The 23,421-nt window shown below is 69.7% G+C and carries 11 protein-coding genes and 1 pseudogene; 9 read left to right on the forward strand and 3 right to left on the reverse strand.

Features of this window, described 5'->3' with window-relative positions; translation table 11 throughout:
* Positions 1 to 43: 43 nt before the first annotated feature.
* Positions 44 to 7,606, reverse strand: a complete 7,563-nt coding sequence (locus QP165_RS08395) for a BapA/Bap/LapF family large adhesin (protein WP_333995121.1) — start codon at positions 7,604 to 7,606, stop codon at positions 44 to 46.
* Positions 7,543 to 9,255 carry an Ig-like domain-containing protein gene (locus QP165_RS08400; RefSeq protein ID WP_333995122.1) on the reverse strand — a complete coding sequence of 571 codons (1,713 nt, stop codon included), beginning with the start codon at positions 9,253 to 9,255 and terminating at the stop codon, positions 7,543 to 7,545. The genes QP165_RS08395 and QP165_RS08400 overlap by 64 nt, the downstream gene beginning before the upstream one ends.
* Positions 9,256 to 9,633: 378 nt before the next feature.
* On the opposite strand from QP165_RS08400, the gene QP165_RS08405 reads away from it, so the two are divergent.
* Genes QP165_RS08405 through QP165_RS08445 form a run of 9 tightly spaced genes read left to right on the forward strand, consistent with a single transcriptional unit; the run spans position 9,634 to position 21,916 of the window.
* Complete coding sequence (locus QP165_RS08405; protein ID WP_333995124.1) at positions 9,634 to 13,029, forward strand: M10 family metallopeptidase C-terminal domain-containing protein; 3,396 nt, start codon at positions 9,634 to 9,636, stop codon at positions 13,027 to 13,029.
* A gap of 23 nt (positions 13,030 to 13,052) precedes the next feature.
* On the forward strand, positions 13,053 to 14,450 hold the full coding sequence (gene pelG, locus QP165_RS08410; RefSeq protein ID WP_333995126.1) for an exopolysaccharide Pel transporter PelG: 1,398 nt from the start codon (positions 13,053 to 13,055) through the stop codon (positions 14,448 to 14,450).
* Positions 14,447 to 15,340, forward strand: a complete 894-nt coding sequence (locus tag QP165_RS08415; RefSeq protein ID WP_333995127.1) for an endo alpha-1,4 polygalactosaminidase — start codon at positions 14,447 to 14,449, stop codon at positions 15,338 to 15,340. The genes pelG and QP165_RS08415 overlap by 4 nt, the downstream gene beginning before the upstream one ends.
* Positions 15,337 to 17,061: a tetratricopeptide repeat protein gene (locus tag QP165_RS08420; RefSeq protein ID WP_333995130.1), complete on the forward strand. Its 1,725-nt coding sequence runs from the start codon at positions 15,337 to 15,339 to the stop codon at positions 17,059 to 17,061. Before QP165_RS08415 ends, QP165_RS08420 begins: the two co-directional genes overlap by 4 nt.
* The gene (locus tag QP165_RS08425) at positions 17,058 to 18,533 is read left to right on the forward strand and encodes a hypothetical protein (RefSeq protein ID WP_333995133.1); all 1,476 of its coding nucleotides are present in this window, start codon (positions 17,058 to 17,060) and stop codon (positions 18,531 to 18,533) included. Before QP165_RS08420 ends, QP165_RS08425 begins: the two co-directional genes overlap by 4 nt.
* Positions 18,530 to 19,498 carry a hypothetical protein gene (locus tag QP165_RS08430; RefSeq protein ID WP_333995135.1) on the forward strand — a complete coding sequence of 323 codons (969 nt, stop codon included), beginning with the start codon at positions 18,530 to 18,532 and terminating at the stop codon, positions 19,496 to 19,498. The genes QP165_RS08425 and QP165_RS08430 overlap by 4 nt, the downstream gene beginning before the upstream one ends.
* Entirely contained in the window at positions 19,495 to 20,409 is a 915-nt protein-coding gene (locus tag QP165_RS08435) for a hypothetical protein (RefSeq protein WP_333995137.1), read from the forward strand. Before QP165_RS08430 ends, QP165_RS08435 begins: the two co-directional genes overlap by 4 nt.
* On the forward strand, positions 20,406 to 21,698 hold the full coding sequence (gene pelF / locus QP165_RS08440) for a GT4 family glycosyltransferase PelF (protein ID WP_333995139.1): 1,293 nt from the start codon (positions 20,406 to 20,408) through the stop codon (positions 21,696 to 21,698). The genes QP165_RS08435 and pelF overlap by 4 nt, the downstream gene beginning before the upstream one ends.
* Positions 21,695 to 21,916, forward strand: a complete 222-nt coding sequence (locus QP165_RS08445; RefSeq protein WP_333995140.1) for a hypothetical protein — start codon at positions 21,695 to 21,697, stop codon at positions 21,914 to 21,916. The genes pelF and QP165_RS08445 overlap by 4 nt, the downstream gene beginning before the upstream one ends.
* Positions 21,917 to 21,931: 15 nt before the next feature.
* Here the strand turns inward: QP165_RS08445 and QP165_RS08450 are convergent.
* Positions 21,932 to 23,247 (reverse strand): annotated as a pseudogene (locus QP165_RS08450) (methyltransferase family protein).
* Between the last annotated feature and the right edge of the window lie 174 nt (positions 23,248 to 23,421).

Here is a 23,421-nt window from a genome sequence, read left to right on the forward strand (position 1 = left end):
ATAAGATCCTGAATTGGGTCTATATTCTCCCGAGTTTGGACTTTTATACGACATGATTGGTGACAGTTCCGTTCTGGTCCTGATCGGGCAGCGTCGCGAGGAAGCTGAACGGGTCCTCGACCACCGGGAGCATCGTGTTTTCAACCGCAGCCGGATGAACGAATTCGGCTGTATCGCTTGCCGGATCAGCCTGTGGTTCTGTCAGATAGTGTGACAGTACGTCCTCCAATTCGCCTTTCCCCTCAAACAGATCATAGGCGGCCAGGCCGATTGCGGCGCCGTCGGGCGTCACGATCACTGATTCGCCGCTGTCGAGCGTCAGCGCGTCCAGCGGGATCGCGCCGTCCTCGCCCGCGGCGAATGCGGCGAACAGCGTTGCCGGCACGGGGGCAACCGCAGGACCGTCCGCCGGCACGTCGATCGTCACCGTCAATACCGCGCTGGAAGCGGCCCCGTTGGGCTGGACGAGCTGGTAGGTGAAGCTGTCCGTGAGATCGACCGCCGAATAGCCGAGCGACGCGCTTGGCTGATAGACATAGCCCCCCGTCTCGTTGACGGTCAGCGTCCCATATGTGCCGGTCAGCGTGACGGGTGTTGCGCCGATCTCCGCAAAGCCCCCACCCGCATCGACGCGGATCGCGGCGAACGCCGTGTTCGCGCTGTCATTGGCGAGCAGATTGCCCGTCGCCGTTTCGGCACTCGCCAGCGTGAACTGGTCGAGGAAGGTCGTGCTCGAACCGAGCGACACGTTCGTCGTGAAACTTCCCAGCGACAGCGTGCTCTGGCTCGCGACGGTATAGCTGTACGTACCGCTCGGAAGATCGTCGAAGGTGAAGGTCGATGTGCCGAGAAGACCGTTCGCCACCGCGGTCGCCGATGCCGTTCGCACGGTCGCGCCGCTCGAATTGCGGATCGTGACCGTGTATTGCGGCAGCACGCTGAGCCCGAGACCCGCCTGACGATCCGCAACGATCGTGATGTCGCTCGACGTGTTCGGGGCGACGGCGAAGCTGCCGCTGCGCGAACCGGTAAGCCCGGCAGAGAACGAGAACGCCTGCGCCGGCGGCAATGTCGTCACCACATTCTGGAACGTGACGTCGGCGAACGCCTGGTCCGCGACCGCGACCGGCGCGCCGCCGATGTCCGGGCTGCCGATCGTGATCGACAGATTGGCACTCGCACGCTCCCCGTCGGTCGGATCGATGAGCGTATAGGTGAAGACATCGGTCTTCCCGATCGTCGCCACATCCGCTGTCGGCGCATAGCTGTAGCTGCCATCGCGGTTCATCGTCAGCGTTCCCCAGGCACCAGTGACCGTGCTGCCGCCGGGCGCGAGTTCGGTCGTGACGCCGTTGACGGTCACGCTGACCACGCGGGTACCCGGACCGACGATGTCGAGCTCACCGCCCGGTCCCGCCTCGGTGATGACGTTGCCGGTCGCGGAGATCGGGGCAGCGCCGGCGACCGCGGTGAAATTCAGATCGACACCCGTCACGTTCAGCGTGCTCAGCAACGCGACACCCGCGGCCCCGCCCTGCACCGTCGCGAAGGCGCGATACTCGCCCGGCCCCAGCGTATTGGTCGCGACGAGATCGCCGTTGATCACGTTGATCTCGAGCAGCGATGCCGCACCGGTCCCGTTGACCGAGACCCAGCGACCGTTTTCAAGCCGCTGGACCGCGACCACATAGGACCCCGCGACTTCGATGTCGGCCACGGTGCCGAAGGTGAATACGGCATCGAGGCTGTGCCCCTGCTGGACGCTGAACCGGACGTTGCCCGTCGTCAGCACTTCGGCCTGCAGGTTGACGACGTTCAGCGAGACCAACGCCAGATAGTCCGCCTGACCGAGGTTCACCGCGGTCGTGGCTGGCAACAGGTCGACCGCCGCGGTATCGACATTGTCGAATGCCGAGATATCGAACGGTGCGACGATCGTCGACGGCAACGACACGTTCCCGGCGAGATCGGCCTGCGTCACGCTCAGCGTCGCGCCCGCAGTCTGTGCCGGGACGAGACCGACGGCGAAGCTGCCATCCGCGTTGACGGTCGTGGTGCCGAGCAGCGTGGCATCAGGCGCGCGGACCTCGACGCGCGCACCGGCTTCACCACGGCCCGTCAGCGCCGTGCCATCGTCCGCAATGACCGTCACGGTCGGCGGCGGCGGTGCGGTGAGATCGGGGGCGACCGCGGTCGTGCTGCCCGAGATGTTCCCGGCCCCGTCGCTCTGCGTCGCGACGACGGTCTCGCCGTTACGCTGGGCGGTTGCGAGCGTCACGACATAGGCACCCGCGGTGCTGACCACCGCCGTACCGAGAACGGCGCCGCCAGACGAGGTGATCGTGACGGTTGCGCCCGGCTCGCCGCTGCCGACGACGACAGTCCCCTCGCTGCCGACGACGGCGGCCGGCGCAGCGGGCGCGGTCGTGTCGGGGGCGACGGCGGGAATGCTCGGCGAAAAATTGCCGGCGATGTCCGCCTGGACGACGCCGAGCAGTTCGCCGTTGCGCTGCGGCGGATCGAGCGGCGCCGTGTAGCTGCCATCGGCAGCGACGATCGCGGTGCCCAGCACAAGGCCAGCGGCGTTGGTGACGGTGATCGTCGAACCGACGATCCCGACCCCGACCGCCGCGGTGCCGTCTGCGGTGATGCTCGCTGTCGGCGCCAGCGGCGCGGTGCCGTCCGGGGCAATCGGCGTGGCGGGCAACGAGACGTTGCGCGCGCTATCGGTCAACGTCACGCTCAGCGTCTGGCCATCGATCTGCGGAGATGACAGCGCGACCGCATATGTCCCCCCGGCCCCCACGGTCGCCGTGCCGAGCGTTCCGCCGCCAGCGCCGGTGACCGTCACCGTCGTCCCGGGCTCGCCACGGCCTGTCACGAATGTCCCGTCCGCGGACACGATGGCGACGGGGACGTCGGGGGCCGTCGTATCCGGCGCGAACACCGACGTTGTCGGCGACGCATTCCCGTTCAGGTCACGCTGGCTGGCGCTGAGCAATTCACCATCGGTCTGCGGGGGCGACAGCGTCACCGTATAGCTGCCATCGATCGCGACGACCTGGCTTCCCAGCGGCACGCCGTCGGCATCGCGGATCGTCACCGTCGCACCCGCTTCGCCGACACCCGTCACGCTTGCCCCGTCGATCGCGACAATTGCCGTCGGCGCCGCCGGGGGCGTGACATCGGGTGCCGTGACCGGCGTGTCGGGCGACACATTGCCCGTCGGATCGCGCTGGCTGACGAGCAACGCCTGACCATCGGATTGCACCGAACCGAGCGCGATGGAATAGCTGCTGTCCGCGGCGACGACGCCACTGCCCAGCGGCACGCCGCCGACCCCGCTGACCGTTACCGTGGCCCCAGGCTCGCCGACGCCCTGGACCGTCGCTCCATCCGTCGTGATAAACGCGGTTGGTGCGGCCGGCGCGGTCGTGTCGGGCGCGGCATCGAACGCGGCCACCGACACGTTGCCGGTCGCATCGGCCTGCGTCGCCGACAGGATTTGGCCATCGAGGCGGGGCGGCGAAAGCGCGAAGGTAAAGCTGCCGTCGCCGGCCGCCACGACGCTGCCGATCACGCTGCCATCCGGGTTGCGCAACGTCACCGTCGCGCCTGCCTCGCCGACACCGCTGGCCGAGGCGCCGTCGTTCGCGACGATAAGCGTCGGGACCGAAGGCGCGGTGAGATCGGGCGCGACCGCGACCGCGGGCGGCGAGATATTGCCACCGCCATCGGTCTGCGTCGCCGTCAGGCGTTCGCCGTCCAGCAATGGCGGATCGAGCCTTGCGCTATAGCTGCCATCGTCCGCAACCACCGCGACGCCGACGACGCCGCCTGCCGCGTTGGTGACGACGATCCGCGCGCCGACTTCACCAGCACCGACGACGCTGGCGCCGTCCTGCGCAACCGTCGCCGTGGGTGCAGCGGGGACCGTGAGATCGGGTGCGACGATGATGGCGGCTGCCGACACATTGCCCGCCGGATCCGCCTGGGTGACGGTGATCGTCTCGCCATTGAGCTGCGCCGGGCTCAGCGTGGCGGCGAAACTCCCATCGCCAGCAACTTGCGTCACGACGGTGACAGCCCCCACGACGATGGTCACGCTCGCCCCGGCCTCGCCGGTTCCGGTTACCGTAATGCCGTCATTCGCGATCTGCACCACCGGTACCGCGGGCGCAGTGATGTCGGGCGCCGCGAGCGGAACCGCTGCGGAGGCATTACCGGCGGCATCCGCCTGAACGACGCTGATCGTGCCGCCATTCGCCTGCACCGGGGTCAGCGTCGCGGTGAAGCTGCCATCAGCCGCCACCGGCGCCGTGCCGATCACCACGTTCGCCGCATCGCGCACCGTCACCGTCGCGCCAGCCTCGCCCGTACCCGTCACGACGCTGCCGTCATTGGCGATCTGCGCCACCGGTACGGCGGGCGGCGTGATGTCGGGCGCGGCAAGCGGAACCGCTGCGGAGACGTTGCCGGCGGCATCCGCCTGGACGACGCTGATCGTGCCGCCATTCGCCTGCGCAGGCGTCAGCGTCGCGGTAAAGCTGCCATCGATCGCGACAATTGCCGTCCCGACCACCACGTTCGCCGCATCGCGCACCGTCACCGTAGCGCCAGCTTCGCCCGTCCCCGTCACGACGCTGCCGTCATTGGCGATCTGCACCACCGGTACGGCGGGAGGCGTGATGTCGGGGGCCACGAGCGGAGTCGCTGCTGAGACGTTGCCGGCGGCATCCGCCTGAACGACGCTGATCGTACCGCCATTCGCCTTCGCCGGGGTCAGCGTCGCGGTAAAGCTGCCATCGGTCGCGACCGTCGCCGTGCCGATCACCACGTTCGCCGCATCGCGCACCGTCACCGTCGCGCCAGCCTCGCCCGTGCCCGTGACGACGCTGCCGTCGTTGGCGATCTGCGCCACGGGTATAGCGGGCGGCGTGATGTCGGGGGCCGCGAGCGGAACCGTTGCGGAGACGTTGCCGGCGGCATCCGCCTGGACGACGCTGATCGTGCCGCCATTCGCCTGCGCCGGAGTCAGCGTCGCGGTGAAGCTGCCATCGGCCGCCACCGTCGCCGTGCCGATCACCACGTTCGCCGCATCGCGCACCGTCACCGTCGCGCCAGCCTCGCCCGTACCCGTCACGACGCTGCCGTCGCCACCGATCTGCACGACGGGTGCCGCGGGCACGGTGAAGTCGGGTGCGCGCAAGGCGATCGGTTGCGATGCGTTGCCCGCCACGTCGATCTGCGCGACCGACAGCGCCTCGCCATCGATCTGGATCGTGGTCAGCGTCGCTGCATAGGCACCGTTGGCGCCGACCGTCGCGGTGCCGACCAGCGTGGTATCGGCCGCCCGGATGGTGATCGTCGCGCCGGGCTCGCCGGTGCCGGTGACGACCGCACCCGTATTGTCGATCGCCGCCGTCGGTGCGGCTGGCGCGGTCAGGTCGGGGGCGGTCGCGGTCGCAGGCGGCGACACGTCGCCATCGGCGTCAGTCTGCGTCACGCGCACGATCTCGCCGTCGATCCGCGCGGGGTTCAGCGCTACGGCATAGCTCCCGTCCGGGTTCGCGACACCCGTTCCGATCTGGGTACCCGTCGCATCATAGACCGTGATCACGGCGCCGGCGATCGCTGCGCCGCCGACCGATGCGCCATCGCTACCCACCGTTGCGGTCGGCGCGTCAGGGGCCGTGTCCGCCACCAGATCGGGGGCGACCGCCGACGCAATCGGCGAGACATTGCCGGCAGCGTCGGTCTGGCGAACGACGAGCACCTCCCCGTCGATCTGCGCGGGTGTCACCGCGACCGAATAGCTGCCGTCGGCGTTGACGATCGCGGTGCCGACGACGCCCCCGAGAGGCGCGCGGACAACGACGGTCGCGCCCGGTTCGCCGGTCCCCGTCACTGTGCCGCCATCGGCACCGACCTGCGCAACCGGTGCGCCCGGTGCGGTGATGTCCGGTGCGGTGAGGCCGGTGGCGGGCGACAGGTTCCCCGCGGCATCGCGCTGCGTCACGCTCAGCGCCTGGCTGTCGATCTGCGGCGTGGACAGCGTGATGCTGTAATTGCCCTGCGCGGTGACGAGCGCCGAGCCGAGCAGCGTTCCCGCGCCATCGACGACGGTGACGCGCGCGCCGATCTCGCCCGTTCCCGTGACCACCGCACCGCTGGGGTCGAGTATCGCACCGGGGGCCGGCGGCGCGGTGATGTCGGGCGCGGTCAGCGGCAACGGCGCCGACGCATTGCCCGCGGCATCGGTCTGGACGACGCGCAGCGCCTCTCCATTGGCCTGCGCGGGATCGAGCGGGGCCGTGTAGCTGCCGTCGCCGGCGACGACCGCCGTGCCGAGCGTCACGCCGGTCGCACCGGTGATCAGGATCGCGGCACCGGGCTCGCCGGTTCCGCTGACGCTGGCGCCATCCCCGGCGATCGTCGCGCTGGGCTGTGCGGGGGCGGTAAAGTCGGGCGCGACCACCGAAGCCGATGCCGAGACGTTGCCCGCGGCATCGACCTGCGACACGCGGACCGTTTCGGCGTTGGTCTGCGCCGGGGTCAACGTGACCGAATAGCTGCCATCGGCCGCGACGATCGCGGTGCCGATGACGGTGTCGGTGGCGTCGCGGACCGTGATCGTCGCCCCGGGCTCGCCCGTACCCGCCACCGTTCCGCCATCGCCGTCGATCTGCGCCACGGGGAGTGCCGGGGCGGTGATATCGGGCGCCGTGACGACCGTCGCGGGCGAGACGTTGCCGCCTGCGTCGCTGACGGTGACGCTCAGCGTCTCGCCATTGGCCTGTGCCGGCGCGATGCGGACCGTGAACGCGCCATCGGCGCCAGCCGTCCCGCTGCCCAGCACGACACCCGAAGAATCGCGGACGACGACGGTTGCACCGGCTTCGCCACCACCCGTCACGGCACTACCATCGGCCGAGACGATGGCCGTCGGTGCGAGCGGTACGGCGAAATCCGGGGTCGCGATCGTCGACGGTGCGGACACGTTGCCAGCGCCGTCCGCCTGGGTCACCGCGACGCTGGTGCCATCGGTCTGCGCAGGCGTCAGCGTCACCGCAAACGCACCGTTAGCGCCGGCAGTCGCGGTACCGATCACGGTCCCGTCGGCGGCACGCACGGTGACGGTGGCGCCCGGCTGTCCCGTCCCGGTGACGACGGAGCCCGTCGCGTCGATGACGGCGGCGGGCGCATCGGGCGCGGTCAGGTCGGGCGCGATCGCCGTGACGGGCGGCGAAACCGCGCCATTGGCGTCGGTCTGCGTGACGCGGATCGTCTCGCCATCGGTGCGCGGTGGCGCGAGCGCGATGCCGTATCCCCCATCGGCACCCGCGACGCCCGTTCCGATCACGACCCCGGCCGCATCGAACACCGTGACCGTCGCACCCGCCGCGGCGGTCCCCGCCACGCTGGAACCATCGGCACCGACGGCGGCGGTCGGCGCATCGGGACCGGCCGTCACGACGAGATCGGGCGCAGCGGCGTCCGCGGGTGGCGACACATTCCCTGCGGCGTCGGCCTGGCGGACGCTCAGCACCTCGCCATCGATCTGCGCAGGCGACAGCACCGCGACATAGCTGCCATCGGCACCCACGACGGCGCCCCCGACGACCGCGCCAAGGGGCTGCGGATCGTGATCGTCGCGCCCGCTTCGCCGGTGCCCGCGATGCTCGCACCATCGGCCGCCACGACCCCGGTGGGCGCGGCGGGCGCGGTGAGATCCGGCGCGGTCAGCGACGTACCGGGCGACACATTGCCCGCGGCATCGGTCTGGGTCACGACCACCGCCTGACCGTCACCCTGCGGCGTCGACAGGATGATGCTATAGCTCCCGCGGGCATCGACCGTCGCGGTGCCGATCTCGCCGCCGCCCGTGGTGCTGACGGAAATGCGCGCACCGGGCTCGCCCGTCCCGCTCACGACCGACCCGGTCGCATCCAGCGTCGCCACGGGCGCACCGGGCGCGGTCAGATCGGGCGTCGCGACGGTCACGCCAGCCGACGCGTTACCTGCCGCGTCCGTCTGGTTGACGGTCACCGGCGCGCCCGAATCCTGCACCGGCGACAGCGAGGCGCTGTAGGATCCGTCCGCTGCAACGGTCGCGGTCGCGATGACGGTGCCAGCGGCGTCGCTCACGGTCACGCTGGCCCCTGCCTCCCCGGTGCCGGTGATGCTCGCCCCGTCCGCGCCGATCGCAGCGGTGGGTGCGCCTGGTGCGGTGATGTCGGGCGCCGAGACGGTCGTGGGCGTGGAGACATTGCCCGCCGCATCGCTCTGCGTGACCGAAACCGTGCCGCCATTCGCCTGGGCGGGCGTCAGTGTCGCGGTGTAGGTGCCGTCGGTGCCGACGATCGCGGTGGCCACCACCGCACCCGAGGCATCGCGAATGGTGACGGTCGCACCGGACTCGCCACGTCCCGTGATCGCCGCGCCATCCGCGCCGATTTCTGCCATGGGTGCCGCCGGGGCCGTCAGGTCGGGCGCCTGCGTCGATGTCGCCGCGGACACGTTGCCCGCAGCGTCGGTCTGCGTGACGACGAGCGGCTCGCCGCCCGTGCGGGGCGGCGACAGCGTGACGGTGAAGGCGCCATCCGCGCCGACGACGCCGGTGCCGACGACGACGCCGTCGGGACCGCGCACCTGAACCGTGGCACCGGCCTCGCCGCGCCCGGTGATCTGCGCGCCGTCACCGCGCACGGTCACGCTCGGCGCGGCGGGAGGATCCCGATCGGGTGTCGTGCCGCCGGTTCCCGGCGCAGGCTGGCCCGGCGTGGTCCCACCGGTATTGCCCCCGGTATTGCCGCCGGCATCATCGTTGCCGCCGCCACCCGCCGCCGCCGCAGCTGCACCCGCCGCAGCCGCACCCCCGAGCAACGCCGCCGGGAGTGCAAGCGACGATCCGCCACCCCCCACCGCCTGCGCCGCGAGGAGATCGTCGAGGTCCTGCAGCGCGGCATAGCGCGGGACGCCGGTGACCGTGCGCGCATGCCAGAGCGTCCCGTCGTTTTCGCGCAGCACGAGGTCGTGGGGGACCGCGGCATCGCCCTCGGGATAGAAGTCGGCGACGCGCATCTGTTCGCCATTGGCCAGCCGCATGACGAGGTCGCTGCCCTGACGCTCCATCGTGGCGACATCGGCGCGGGCCAGATCGAGGCGGACGATGCTCGGCGCAGTCAGGTCGACGACGTCACCCGAAACTTCGGTTACGGCACCAGTCGACTTCAGGATCACTTCGGCGTTCATCGGACTCTCCCCTTTTGGTGCACGATCGTCGGACTGCGCCGCGGCCGCTCCGCGCGTCGGCGACGCGCGATCATTTCATTGTCTCGGAACCAGAAACGGGGTCGCGGACGCCCGGCCGCGTCGATTCCGTTTTCGGAATCAATTCGGTCGGCGCCCGCGTGTCGGGACGGCGGCGGCAGCGGATGTTAGGCAGCGCAGCGGCTGAGCGCGCCGGGCGATGGCCCGCGCGACGTCGTGCCCGGTTGGCACATGTGACCTAAATTGCAAAAAAATGGAGAGTTCCGGAGCGGGCGCCGCTCTTGCTACGCGCAGATCGATACTGCTCGGTGGATTGCGACGACGACCGCTTTGCAAAAGCTGGGGCAACGGGGACGAATGATGGCGAACGCAACACCGATCACGCTCGACGGGAATCTGAACGACTGGGCGCCGGGCGACCGGATCGATCGCGGGCTCGGGACGGGATACGCGATCTATGCGCGGAGCGACGGTGCCGATTTCGCCTTTGCGATGACGGCGCCGACCGCGATCGGCGCGAACACGACCGCCTGGCTCAATACCGATCGCAACGCCGCGACGGGGCATCAGGTGTTCGGCTTTGCAGGCGGTGCCGAATACAACGTCAACTTTGCCGCCGACGGGACCGTCTCGCTATACAGTGGCGGCGCGGGCGAAACGCTGGTGGCGAGCGGCCTGAAGGCGGCATGGTCGGCGGACCGCATGACGGTCGAGTTCCGCGTACCCAAGGTCGCGATCGGCACCCCGCAGGCGATCGATACGATCTACGACGTCAACGACACCGCGTTCCTGCCGGGCAATTATTCGAGCACGCCGTTCACGGTGTTCAACGACACGGGTCTCGTCGCCGACCCTGCGCACCGCGTTGCGATCGTCTGGTCCGAAACCACCGCCAACGCCTATTTCAGCAAGACCGCCTATTCGCAGCTGTTCATGGCGGCACAGAGCCAGGCGATGCAGGCGGGCGTGCCGTTCGACGTGCTGAACGAAAGCGACCTGACCAGTCTGGCGACGCTCGCCAAATACGACACGATCATTTTCCCGTCGTTCCGCAACGTCGATGCCGGCAAGGCCGACCTGATCGCGCAGACGCTCGAACAGGCGACCAGGCAGTTCGGGATCGGGCTGGTCGCGGCGGGCGAGTTCATGACCAACGGCGCGGATAACGCCGCACTCGCCGGCGACTCCTATTCACGCATGAAGCTGTTGTTCGACGCGACGCGCGTGACCGGCGGTTTCCCGGCCGACGTGACGCTCAAGGCGAGCGACGCGGCGCATCTCGTGCTCGACGGCTATGACGATGGTCAGGTGATCCGCCAATATACCGGGATCGGCTGGAACGCGTTCACCAGCGTCAGCGGCACGGGGACGACGATCGCGACCGAGACCGTCAACGGCCAGACCTATGCGGCCGCGCTCGCGACGCAGACGGGGGGCCGCAACGTCCTGTTCTCGAGCGAAGCGGTCATGGCCGACGACAACCTGCTGCAAAAGGCGATCGATTATTCGGTCCACGGCAATGGCCTGTCGGTCGGATTGCAGATGACCCGCCAGTCCGGGCTGTTCGCGTCGCGCGTCGACATGGATCAGAGCCAGGAGGCCGCGGAGGTCAATCCGGCGAACAACGCGCCCGGCATCTACGACAAGCTGATGCCGATCCTGACCGAATGGAAGACGGCGTATAATTTCGTCGGCAGCTATTACGTCAATATCGGCAACGACCCCGCAAACGGCCAGTCGACCGACTGGGCGGTGTCGCTGCCCTATTACAAGGCGTTGCTCGACATGGGCAACGAGCTTGGCTCGCACAGCTATACGCATCCGGAGAACACCAACCTGCTGACCGACGCACAGGTCGCGTCCGAGTTCGGCCAGTCGCGCGCCGAGCTCGAGAAACAGCTGAGCGCGTATCTCGGCAAGGCCGTGACGGTCGGCGGCGCAGCGGTGCCCGGCGCGCCCGAGCAGATCGCCACCAGCCAGGAAATCCTGAAATATGTGACGTATCTCAGCGGTGGCTATTCGGGCGTCGGCGCAGGCTATCCCAACGCGATCGGCTATATGACGCCGCAGAACGCCGCGGACGACAAGGTCTATATCGCGCCGAACACGTCGTTCGATTTCTCGCTGATCGAGTTCCAGAAAAAGACGGTGGCCGAGGCGAGCGCGGCCTGGGCGAAGGAATTCAGCGCGCTGACGAGCGGTGCGGACGCGCCCGTGGTGGTATGGCCATGGCATGATTACGGCCCGACGATGTGGACCAGCGACGGCACCGTCAGCCCCTATGCCAAACAGATGTTCACCGACTTCATCGCCCGTGCGGCCGGTGCCGGGCTGGAGTTCGTGACGCTCGCGGATCTCGCGACCCGGGTCAGCGCGTTCCAGGACGCGACGATCGCCTCGACCGTTGTCGGTAACACGATAACGGCGACGGTCGGCGCGACCACCGGCACCTTCTCGCTCGACATCGACGGACAGGCGAGCGGACAGGTGATCCGGAACGTCGCGGGCTGGTACGCCTATGACGCCGACACGGTGTTCCTCCCCAGGACCGGCGGAACCTATGCGATCACGATGGGCGCGGTCGCCGACGACGTGACCCACATCACCGCGCTGCCGATGCGCGCGACGCTGGAAACGCTCAGCGGCGACGGACGCGATCTGGCGTTCACCGTCGAGGGCGAAGGCAAGGTGACGGTCGATCTCAAGGCGCCGGGCAGCGACTGGACGACCGTCACCGGCGCGACCATCGCCAGCCAGATCGGCGAGATCCTGACGATCGACCTCGGTGCGATCGGCGTCCACGCCGTCAGGATCGGGCATCAGGCCAATGTCGGCCCGGCGATCACGTCGTTCGGCGGCGGCACGACGGGGATGCTGTCGATCGCCGAGAACGGCACCGCGCTGACGACGATCGCCGCGACCGACGCCAATATCGCGCTGGGCGATTCGATCCGATACTCGATCGCCACGGGCGGCGACGGCGCCAATTTCTCGATCGATGCGACCACTGGCGTGCTGAAGTTCGTGACCGCGCCCGATTTCGAGACGCCGACCGACGCGAACCGTGACAATGTCTATGCGGTGACGGTGGTCGCTACCGATACCCGGGGCGCGGTCGACACGCAGATGCTGTCGATCGGCGTGACCGACATCGTCGGCATCACCCGGACGGGGACGATCTTTGCCGAGACGATGAACGGCACGGGCGAACAGGATGTGCTCGACGGCAGCTGGGGCAACGACGTGCTGAACGGTCTCGGCGGCAATGATCGCCTGATCGGTGGTCTTGGCAACGACACGCTGAATGGCGGGGCGGGCAACGACACGCTGATCGGCGGCACTGGCCGCGACACCCTCGCCGGGGGTGACGGCAACGACATCCTGACCGGCGGCGACGATCAGGACGTGATGACCGGCGGCGCGGGCGCGGACATCTTCCGGTTCGAGGCGAAGGGTGACAGCCCGGCATCCTCGCTGCGCGACGTGATCAACGATTTCACGGTCGGACAGGACAAGATCGACCTGTCGATGATCGACGCGAACAGCTCGATTTTCGCGCGCGGCGACCAGTCGTTCAACCTGATCGGAACGGGCGCGCGCTTCACCGCGCCGGAACAGATCCGCTACAGCTATCAGATGATTGGCGGCCGCGAATACACCGTCGTCGAGGGCAATACCGATACCGGATCCGCAGCCGACTTCTCGATCGCGCTGCTCGGCCACCACTTCCTGAGCGCGAACGATTTCTTCATGTAGCGCAAGGCATAGCCGGCGATGGTATGGCAGGCATAGGCTTCCAGTTGGCGAGGACCGCGCGTGAAGGCGGGGTTGGCGGGATCGTCGGTGCGGCCGCGTTCGGCGCGGTCATCAGCGCCGGCCCCTGGCTGATCACGGCGATCGCGATGGCGATGCTCAACCGCTGGTCGGCGGCGCATCTCGGCAGCGACGCGGCACGGACGGTTCAGACGATCCTGGTCTACAGCTTCAGCCTGTCGGCGCTTGCCGCGGCGCCGGTGGGTATCCTGGCGACGCGGCTGGTGGCGGATCGCATCTTCGCGCGCGACGCAGGCGGCGTATCGGGGATCATGCTCGTGGCGCTGGCGGCGGGCGGCGGCTTCGCGCTCGCGATCGGCACGGTCACGTTCGGCCTGCTGGGCCGATTGCCGCTCGCGCAGGCCGTGCTCGCCACGCTGATCCTCGCCTGGCTTACGCAGATCTGGATTGCCGCGCCGCTGCTGACCGCGCTGCGCCGCTATCGCGCGATCCCCCTCGCCTATCTCGCGGGCATCGCGCTCGCCGCGCTCCTCCTCGCTGTGCTGCCGGGGCCCGGCGTGATCATGGTGCTCGCGGTCATCGCCGCCGGCATCGCCACGACGCTCGCCGCGGTCATGTACGTCGTCCGCCGCCATTTTTCCGCAGCGCCGATCCTGCCCGACCGGACCGCGATGGCACCGCGGCTCGCGCAGATCGTCGCGGCGGCCGGGGTCCTCGGCGTGGTCGCGATCTGGATCGACAAATGGCAATTGTGGTTCGGCCCCGCGAGCATCCCGACGATCGGCCTGCTCCGTCTCAACCCCATCAATGATCAGGGGAGTTTCCTCGGTCTGCTGACGATGGTGCCCGGGCTGACCTTGCTGCTGATCGTCACCGAGACCCGGTTCGACCGGGCGTTTGAGGGCATGATCGTCCGGTGCACCGGGACGTCCACGCTGCAGCGGATCGAGGAGGCGCGTGGCGACGTCGCGCGCGCCATGCTCGACGGGCTGCGCATCCTGGTGCTGGCGCAGGCGCTGGTCGCGGCATTCGCCTGGGTCTTCGCGGTGCCGTTGTTCGAGGCGATCGGCGCGGATGCGCGCGCGATCTTCGCGTTCCGCCAGACGTCGCTCGGCACCGTGTTCCACCTCGTCGTCATCGCGACGACGGTCGTGCTCGCCTATTATGATCTGTTCGGCCGCATCGTGCTGACCTGGTTGGCGTTCGCGATCGGCAGCGCGATCGCGACGATCCTGCAATGGGACACCGGCTTCGCGGCGTTCGGATGGGGCTATATGGCGGGCGCGGTGGTGGGGGCGTCGGTCGGTCTCGCGCTCGTTGCCGAGGCCACGGTCAACCTTACCTATCTGCTGTTCGTCGGCAACAACCCCTCGGTCGTCGGGCATGGCGGGCGCTTCCTGTGACGCGCCTCACCGATCTGGCGCGGCGACGGATGCTGGCGCTCGGCGCGTTGGGCCTGACGTTCGGACTGCGCGCACCGCTCGATGCCGCCGCCGGACCGGCACGGCGCTCGGACGACGACGATGCGCGGTGGGCGATAGACTATGGCGCGGCGACGGACCCGGCACTCGCGCGCGCGTGCCGGTTGCTCGTGCTCGAGCCGCATCACCCGCGTCCGATCGCACCGCTCCGCGGGCCCGGCAGCAGCCTGCTCGGCTATGTCAGCTTCGGCGAGATCGAACGGTCGCGACCCTATTTTCCCGGTCTTGAAAAGGCCGGTGCGCTGGGTCGCGCGAACCCGAACTGGCCCGATGCGCGACTGGTCGACCTGCGACATCCCGCATGGCGGGCGGCAGTCATCGACCAGCTCGTGCCGGCGATCCTCGCGCTCGGCTATGACGGAATCTTCATCGATACGATGGATAACGCCGAAGCGATGGAACGGCAGGATCCGGTCGCGAACAAGGGCATGATCGCCGCGGGGGCCGCATTGATCGGCGCGGTACGCACGCGGTTTCCCAAGATCCGGATCATGCTCAACCGCGGCTATGCGGTGCTGCCCGACGTCGCGTCCAAGCTCGACTATGTCCTGGGCGAAGCGATGGCGTCGCGCTGGAACTTCGCTGCCAAACGCTATGAAATGCTCAGCGATGACGACTGGGAATGGCAGGCCGCGCGTTTGCGCGCCGCCAGGGCGCGCAATCCCGCGCTCGGCGTCATGACGCTCGACTATTGGGACCAAGCCGACGTCGATCATGTCAGATCGCTTTATGCACGCGAACGCAGGGCCGGCTTTCGCCCCTATGTCGCGACGCTCGCGCTCGACCGTCTGTGGCCGGAGCCGACCCGATGAGGGTCGACCGCCAGAACGGCAAGCTCGCGCTGATCCTGCCCGCGGTGGCCGGCCTCGGTCTTCTCGCGGTGGGGCTCATGCTGCTCCCCAGCCAGCGCGAGATCCTGCCCGCCGAACGCCGCGCGCAGCCGCTGTCCGGTGTCAGCAGCACCCTGCCGTCCGCAACACCCGCGCCGGCGCCGGCATCGGTACCGCCGCACCCGGTCATCGCCGCGGAGATCAGGACCGCGACCGCCGCCCGGCTCGCCGCGCTGACGGCGCAGCTGATTGCCGACGGCGTTCCGGTCACCACGGCGCAGATCGCCTATGATCTGGTCGCGGCGGGGCGGCCCGCGGTTGCGCTCGCCTATCTCGCCGCGCGCCCCGATGGCAGCGCCGTCGCAACGTGGCGATTGCGCGTGGACCTGCTGAACCGGACGGGTCGGAAACCCGCCGCAGCCGCGCTGGTCGCAGCGGCAGCGCGGACGCGCGGCGCGGTGCCGCCCGCCGATCTGGTCGCCGCGGCCTATGCCATCGATCGGCCCGATCTCGTCGTCCTGGCCAGCGCGAATGGCGTCATTCCGCCCCCCGATACGCGTCTCGCGCTCGATCTCGCGCGCCGCGCCGACGCCGCCGGTCGCGGCGATCTGATCGCATTGCTCGACCGGGCCACGCGGGCAGACTGGCGCGCGGCGGACCCCTGGCTCGCGATCCGCCTCGCCGCGCGTGACCGGGACGTCGCCGCCGGCCTGCGTGCGGCAAACGGTCTCCCGGTCGACCAGCGCGCCGCGGCGCGCGAGGCGATCCTGACCGAGTCGGGCGATCGCGAGGGGCTGCGCGCCGAACTCGTCGCGCACGCCGCGATCCCGGGCGCCCGCCCCGATACGAGCGCGGAACGGCTGCTCGCGGCGGGCTATCGCGACGACGCGATCGCACTCTTGCGCCGTGCCGCGTCCGGACAATCGTCGACCGCCGCCGTGTCACGCCGGTTGCTCTATCTGATGGGACCGCGGCCCGGTGCGGACGATGTCGCATGGCTGCGGCAGCAGGCGATGCAGGGCGACACACAACAGCAGCGCGGCTGGCTGTCATCCTATGTCGAGCGCGACCGGCCAGGCGACGCGCTTGCCTTCGTGTCGCGACATCCGCTCGCGGCACAGACCGATGTCATGCTGATGCGGTTGTCGCTCGCCCGCGCCGCGCACGACGACAACGAGGGACGCGCCGCGCTGGCGGCGTTGCTCGACGGACGCCCGCTCGACCCGGGACAATTGGCGACGCTGTCGGCCACAGCGCCCGCGCGGATCGGTCCGGCGCAGGCGGCGGAGATCGCGCGGCGACGAATCGCGGCGGGTGTCGCCGGGCCACGCGACCAGCTCGACCTGGCTTGGACGGCGTGGAACGCCGGCGATGCAAAGGCTGCCGCGAAATGGCTCGATGGCCAGCTGGCGAGCACCCCGACGGACCTGCCGACGCTGCGACTGATGGCCGATGTCCAGTCGCGGATCGGCGGCGACCGCGCGGCGCGTCCATGGCTCGAGCGCGCGCTGGCGCAGACACCCGACGAGAGCCGCGCGCGCGCCGAACTGCTCAATACGCTGGGTCGCCGTGCCGAGGCGGTGGCGCTCGTCGAAACGCTGCGCGCCGATACGCCCGACGACCCGGCGCTCGCTGCGCTGCACGCACGGCTGCTGATCGCCCGGGGTCAGCCGGGCCGCGCACGCGCGCTCCTCGCGCAATGATCGCGCTGTTGCTGGGCATGGCGGATGCGCCTGCGCTGACCGTCCCGCGCACGGTGTTCGCCGACGCACGCGTGCTGGCGCCCGATGCCAGGCTCGGCTGGCCCGGCGATGCGACGCTCGATATCCAGGACGCCGGCGACGAAGTCGTGATCCGCTTCGACCGACCGATCGCGCCCGAGCCGATCGCGGCATTCCGCGATGCCGCTGGCGAGGCGGTCGGCGACCTGCGGTGGAACGACACGAGCCTGGTGCTCCGGCCTGCACCGGGCTGGATCATGTCATGGCGACGGACGGGATCCGAACTCGCCTTTGCCTTCGTCCCCACAACACCCGACGAGACCGGCGCGGACCAGGGCGCCGGCGACGCACCCGAGACGGACATCGCGGCGGTCGAAGCGGCGATAGCCGCGGGCTATCCGGGCAGGGCGCTGCGGGCGGCGAACCGGCTCGCGGAACGCTATCCGCGCGATCGCCGCGTGGCACGGCTGCTCGCCGACATTCGCCTCGCGGATGGCGATGTGCGAACCGCCGGTCGCGGGTATCGCGCGCTGGCCGCCGACGATCCCGCCGCGCGGCGTGCGATCGCCGCCGCGCCGGGTACGGCGAGTATCGGCGTCAGCGCGCGCGACGGCAGCGACCTGTCGCAGGCCGAATATGCCGCGCGGATCGACGCTGCGATCGACGACCGCTTTGCCGTCGGCGGCGGCGTCCGGCACATCGAGAGCCGCGTCGCGACGATCGGACGCGACGTGCGCAGTGGCGCCACGGTCGTCGACGCCGCGCTGGCCGCAGCGTTCGACGGAGCGGTCCGCGTGCAGCTGATCGCGTCCGCGGCGCTCGACGATGCGGTCACCGGCGGCGGTGCGAAATTCGTCGCAGGGTCGGCCGACGCGCAGGTCCGGGGCAGCGTGACGCGGCACATGCCCGATTATTCGACGCCCGCGCAGGTGCTTGGCGGCGGCTATCTGTCACGCGCGTTACTGGGCGTCACCTATCGGCTGACCCCGGGCCTCGTCGCGCAGGTGGACATCGGCGCCAACCGCTACGGGATCGCGGGCGGCGATGGCGCGAGCGATACGCTGGTGGCCAATGCGGGCGCGGACTACCTGATCCGCCGCCAGTTTCCCGCGCTCGGCCTGACCTACCGGTTCGAGGCGGAATATGTCCGGCGCATGATGCTCGGCGCGAACGGCACCGCGATCATCCCGCTCGCCAGCCGCGAGAACCATACGCTGCAGGGCCTGGTCAGCGGCGCGCTGGGAGCGGTGCAGCTCACCGCGCTCGCGGGCTGGACGGTCGACCGGTTCGGCGGCGACGGCCCGACCGCGAGCATCGGGCTGGCCGCGCCGATCGCGATCGCCTGGCGCGTCGAGGGGGGCGCCGGGATCACCTCGATCACGCGACCCGGTTTTTCGGGCCGTCAGCTTTTCGCGCGCGCGCAGGTGACGCGCAGCCTGGGGGATACGCAGTGACGCAGCAGCCGCGACAACGATCCTGGCGAAGCGGCTGGCGGCGCACGGCGCGGATCGCGCTGGAACTGCTGCTCGCGGTCGCGATGCTCGTGGCGATCGACCGGTGGCTGACCGGGGGCACCGGGTTCGCGCAGGTCCAGCCCAATCCATACTGGCTTCCCGTGCTCGCGATGGCGCTGGCGTACGGCACGGGGCCCGGCGTCCTCGCCGCGGCGATCGCCTCCGGGTTGTGGCTGCTCTACGCACACGAGAATGCGGGCGAGCGCGACTATCTCGACCATCTCTTCCATCTGTCGCTGCAACCGCTGATGTGGTTCTCCGCCGCAGTCGCGATCGGCGAGGTCACGATCGTGCGGACCACGCGCCATGCACGTCTGCAAAAGCGCGGTCAGGTCGCCGCGCGCAACCTCGCCCGGCTGACCGAGGCCTTTGCGGCGCTGTCCCACACCAACCGCCGGCTTCAGGTGCAGATCGCCACCGAAGCGCATACGATCGGGCATGCGATCGATACCGCGACGCGCGTGTCGTCGATCGATCCCGCCGCGCGGCGCGGCGCGATCGGCGAACTGATCACGCTCGCCGCGCGGACCGCCGATTTCACCTGTTACCGCGTCGCCGGCGGCGAGGCCCGCGCGTGGCTGCACGGCGCGATGACCGTACGCCACCGCGACGTCCTTCCCGCCGGGCTCGTCGCCTGCATCGGACGGCCGCGAGCGATCCTGCACGTCGCCGACACGCAGGACCGGGCGATGCTGGAGGACGTCGGCGTCGCCGCGGTCGCGCTGCTCGACCGCGCGGGCGGCGATCTCGTCGGATGCCTGGTGCTGCACAGCCTGCCCTTCGACGCGCTCAACGCCAGCCGCACCGCCGAACTCTGCGAGATCGCGTCGTGGCTCACGCCGTTGCTCGCGGACAGCGCGCGCGCGACGCACCCGACGGTACGGCCCGCCGGACTGGTCGCGTGATCGCCGTCCTGCTGCCGCTCGCGGTGGGTGACGTACTGTTGCTGCCGGCGCATCTCGTCTTGAGCATGGGGGTCGGCTGGGTGATGGCGGTCCACAGCGCGCTGTCGATGCTCGCGCTCGCCGTCTGGCTGCGTCGCGGTGCGGCCGGCGGGTTCGCGTCGGCGATGCTCGGCGTGCTTGGGCCGATCGGACTCCTCGCCGCGCTGCCGCTCGGGCGGCTTTCGCGTGCCGGTGTTCCCCGCGCGAGCGACGACCTCTTCGGGCGCGTCTCGCCGCGGATGGCGCGGCGCGGCGCACGGCTCGCGGTCGCGCGCCTGCTCGACGGCCGGATCCGGCATGCGACACCCGAGACGCTCGGCTCGCTCGTCACGATCATGCGGCACGGCAATGTCGCGGCGCGCCGCCGTGCGCTCGAAACCGTGGTGCGGTCGTTCGAACCCGCGCTGTCGCCGCTGATCGCGCTCGCCCTGACCGATCGCGACCAGACGATCCGCGCGCTCGCCGCCGCCGCATCGGCGCGCGTCGTCGAGAACCTGGCATCCGCGCGCGAAAGGCTGTCCGCGCGTATCGCGCTGGCGGCGGAAGGGCCCGACGGGACCGACCCCGACGCCGCGCAGACGCTGGCCAGGCTGCTCGCGGATCACGCCCGCGCAGACGTCTTGTTGTCCGATCTGCAGCGCATCCACCTGCGCGAGGATGCGGTCGCGACGATCGCTGCCGGCACGGCGGATGGCGGCGGGACCGCGGACGCGCGCGACCGGCAGACGATGCTGCTCGAAACATTCTGGGCGAACGGCGACTATGCGGCGATCGACACGATGGTCGCCGCGATCGAGACGCAGCCGGCGGACGCAACGACCCGCGACATGGCCAGGCTCGCGCAGTGGTGGCGCGCGGGGGCAACCGCGTGATTCCCCTGACGGCGTTCGCCGAGCCGACCGGCGCCGCGCCGGCAGACGCCGCGGAGGCGGACGTCTGCCTGATCGTCGAGGGCGCCTATCCCTATGTGATCGGCGGCGTGTCCGGCTGGTTGCAGGACCTGATCACGCACACCCCCGATGTGCGGTTCGTGATCGCGGCGATCAAACCCGACGGCGCACCGTTGCCGTTCCGGTTGACGCCGCCGCCCAACGTCGTCGGTGTCGTCGAGATCGGTCTGGCGCCCGCCGCCGCGATCCCGCGGACGATCCCGGACCGGATCGCGGTCCCGATCGCGGACGCGCTCATCGCGTTCGTCGCGGCGGGCGGTGCGCCGCGCCTGACGATCCTGATCGACCTCCTCGGCGCCACGCCGCGGACGCTCGCACCGGGCGACATCCTGTCGCATCCCGCAGTGTTCGCGCGGTTGCGGCGCCATTATCAGGCGACGCTGCCCAAGGCGTCCTTCCATCATTATTTCTGGGCGATGCGCGTGCTGCTCGGCGGGCTGCTGTCCGTGCTCACCGCACCGCTGCCGTCCGCGCGCGCCTATCACACGATATCGACCGGGTTCGCGGGCCTGCTCGCCGCGCGCGCCGCGCGTCAGACCGGACGCCCCGCCTTCATCACCGAGCACGGCATCTATCTTCTCGAACGCCAGATCGAGGTGATGATGGCCGACTGGATCGGCGATCAGGTCGACACGGGGCTCGAACTCGACCGCAGCGTCCGCGATCTGCGCGACCTGTGGGTGCGCGCGTTCACCAGCTATGCGAGCGCCTGCTATGACAGCTGCGATCCGATCGTCGCACTCTACGGCGAGAACACCGCGGTCCAGCGTCGCCTGGGTGCTGCCGCCGACCGCGTCCGCGTGATTCCGAACGGGATCGATTCGGGGCGGTTCGCGGCGCTACCCGACCAGCGCGATCCCGCGCATCCGCTCGTTGCCCTGCTCGGCCGCGTCGTGCCGATCAAGGACGTGAAGACGTTCATCCGCGCCGCCGCGATCGCGCATGCCGAACGCCCCGAGCTGCGCTTCGTCGTGCTCGGTCCCGAGGACGAGGATCCCGAATATGCCGCCGAGTGCGCGCGACTGGTGCGCGATCTCGATCTCACGCCGGTGTTCAGCTTTGCCGGACGCGTGCGGATCGAGGACTGGATGGCGAAGATCGACCTGCTCGTGCTCACCAGCCTGTCGGAAGCACAGCCGCTCGTGATCCTCGAAGGGGGGCATGTGGCATCCCCGTCGTCGCGCCCGACGTGGGCAGCTGCCGCGAGATGATCGAGGGTCGCGGCGGCGTCGACAGCGGGCATGGCGGGATCGTCACGCCGCTGGTCAATCCCGCGGCGACGGCGGCCGGAATCGTCGCGATCGCGGGAAGCCCCGAGCTGCGTCGCACGATGGGCGAGACGATGCGCGAGCGCGTCCGCCGCGATTATGATCACGCAACGATCATCGGCGCCTATGCCGACCTCTACCGGACGCTGATCGCCCGATAGGGGTGTCACGAAGGCTTACAGCTCGCCGCCATCCCGTCCCGCGGCGGCCGCGTCCCCGTCTGCCCGGCGCGTCCCCGACACCCACGCGAAGACCCGCGGCACGGGTCCGTTGCGCGTCATCCAGGCGCTGTACGCCTGATAGTCGGGATCGAGCCCCAGATGACGCTCCTCGGTCCGCGCGCGCCAGTAATAGACGCCGCTGACTGCCGCCAGGATCAGCGTTGCGCGCATCGCGTCGACGGGCGTTCCCATCGTCAGCACGGGCATTGTCGACAGCCACCAGAACAGGTTCTTCGACAGATACGCCGGATGCCGCGACCAGGCATAGGGTCCGTGCGTCAGGATCCCGCGGTTGGTAAGGTTGGAAAAGCGCAGTCCGAACGCCATCGTCGCCCAGGCATAGATCGCGGTCAGCGCCACCAGCGCGGCACCGACCAGCGCGAGCAGCACCGGGTGGTACTGAAACCAGACATCCCATTCGCGCGTGCCCGGATGATAGTCCAGCGGCCCGCCGTCGCTCATCAGGATGATCGGCGGATAGCACATCAGCGCCGCCATCCACGCGGCCGCGAACGGATTGGCGCTGCGGATGTGCGAATCGAGCGGACGCAGCGTCAGGACATAGCCGACCGTCGCGAACGCGACGTCGATCAGGAACATGAAGGTGATCAGCCATTTGGCGAGCGCGACCGGATCGCGCATCAGCACCGGCACGTCGCCGCGGATGAACTCGCCGAACCCCCGGGCACGATCGCGAGCATGAACGCGAGGAAGAACGCCTTCACGCCCCAGCTGCGCAGATGATTGTGGATCGCTCCATGGTCGACGCCCGCCTGCCCCGTCAGCCACGCGCCAAGCGACCAGGCGCCGTCCCTCGGCTCGACGAGATACCGGTCGAGCCAGATCACATAGGGGACAGAGGCGACGAGGAGGATCGGCACGACATTGGTGAAGCACCACATCGCGAACGCAAAATTGCCTTCCCAGTAGAACCGGCCGGTCCCGTAGATCACCGCGATCGCGCCCCAGGTCGCCCAGAATGCGGCGAGCTTGGTCAGGCTGAGGTCGATCGTCTCGCGCCACGGCCGCGCCAGCGACCAGTCGATCCCCGTACTGGGACGCCGGTGCACCTTGTCGACGATCAGCGACCACAGCACCATCGGCACGCCGCACGCCACAAGGTCGACCAGCGCCGCATAGGGCCCGTCCATTCCCCACGTCCGCGCGCATCCGACCCAGACGAGGACCCCGACGAGCCCGGCCAGCCCCGCGCCATGGCTTACCGCAGACGCCGGACGCGGATCCGCCCCACGGTGCCGCGACGCCGGCATGGGGGCTTGGACGGGCAGGGAAACGTCGGACATGCCGCCGGGTTACCCGATTTTGGTAAGCAAGCCATGAAACATCCCGCCCGGCCCGACTTGCACCGCAGCGATGCTTTGCATAAGAGCCGATTGCCCATCGCGGTTGGCCATCGGAATTCCACCGGTGCACCGATCGGACCG

It is taken from the genome of Sphingomonas sp. 22R3R2A-7 (assembly GCF_036856055.1).
Lineage (GTDB): Bacteria > Pseudomonadota > Alphaproteobacteria > Sphingomonadales > Sphingomonadaceae > Sphingomonas.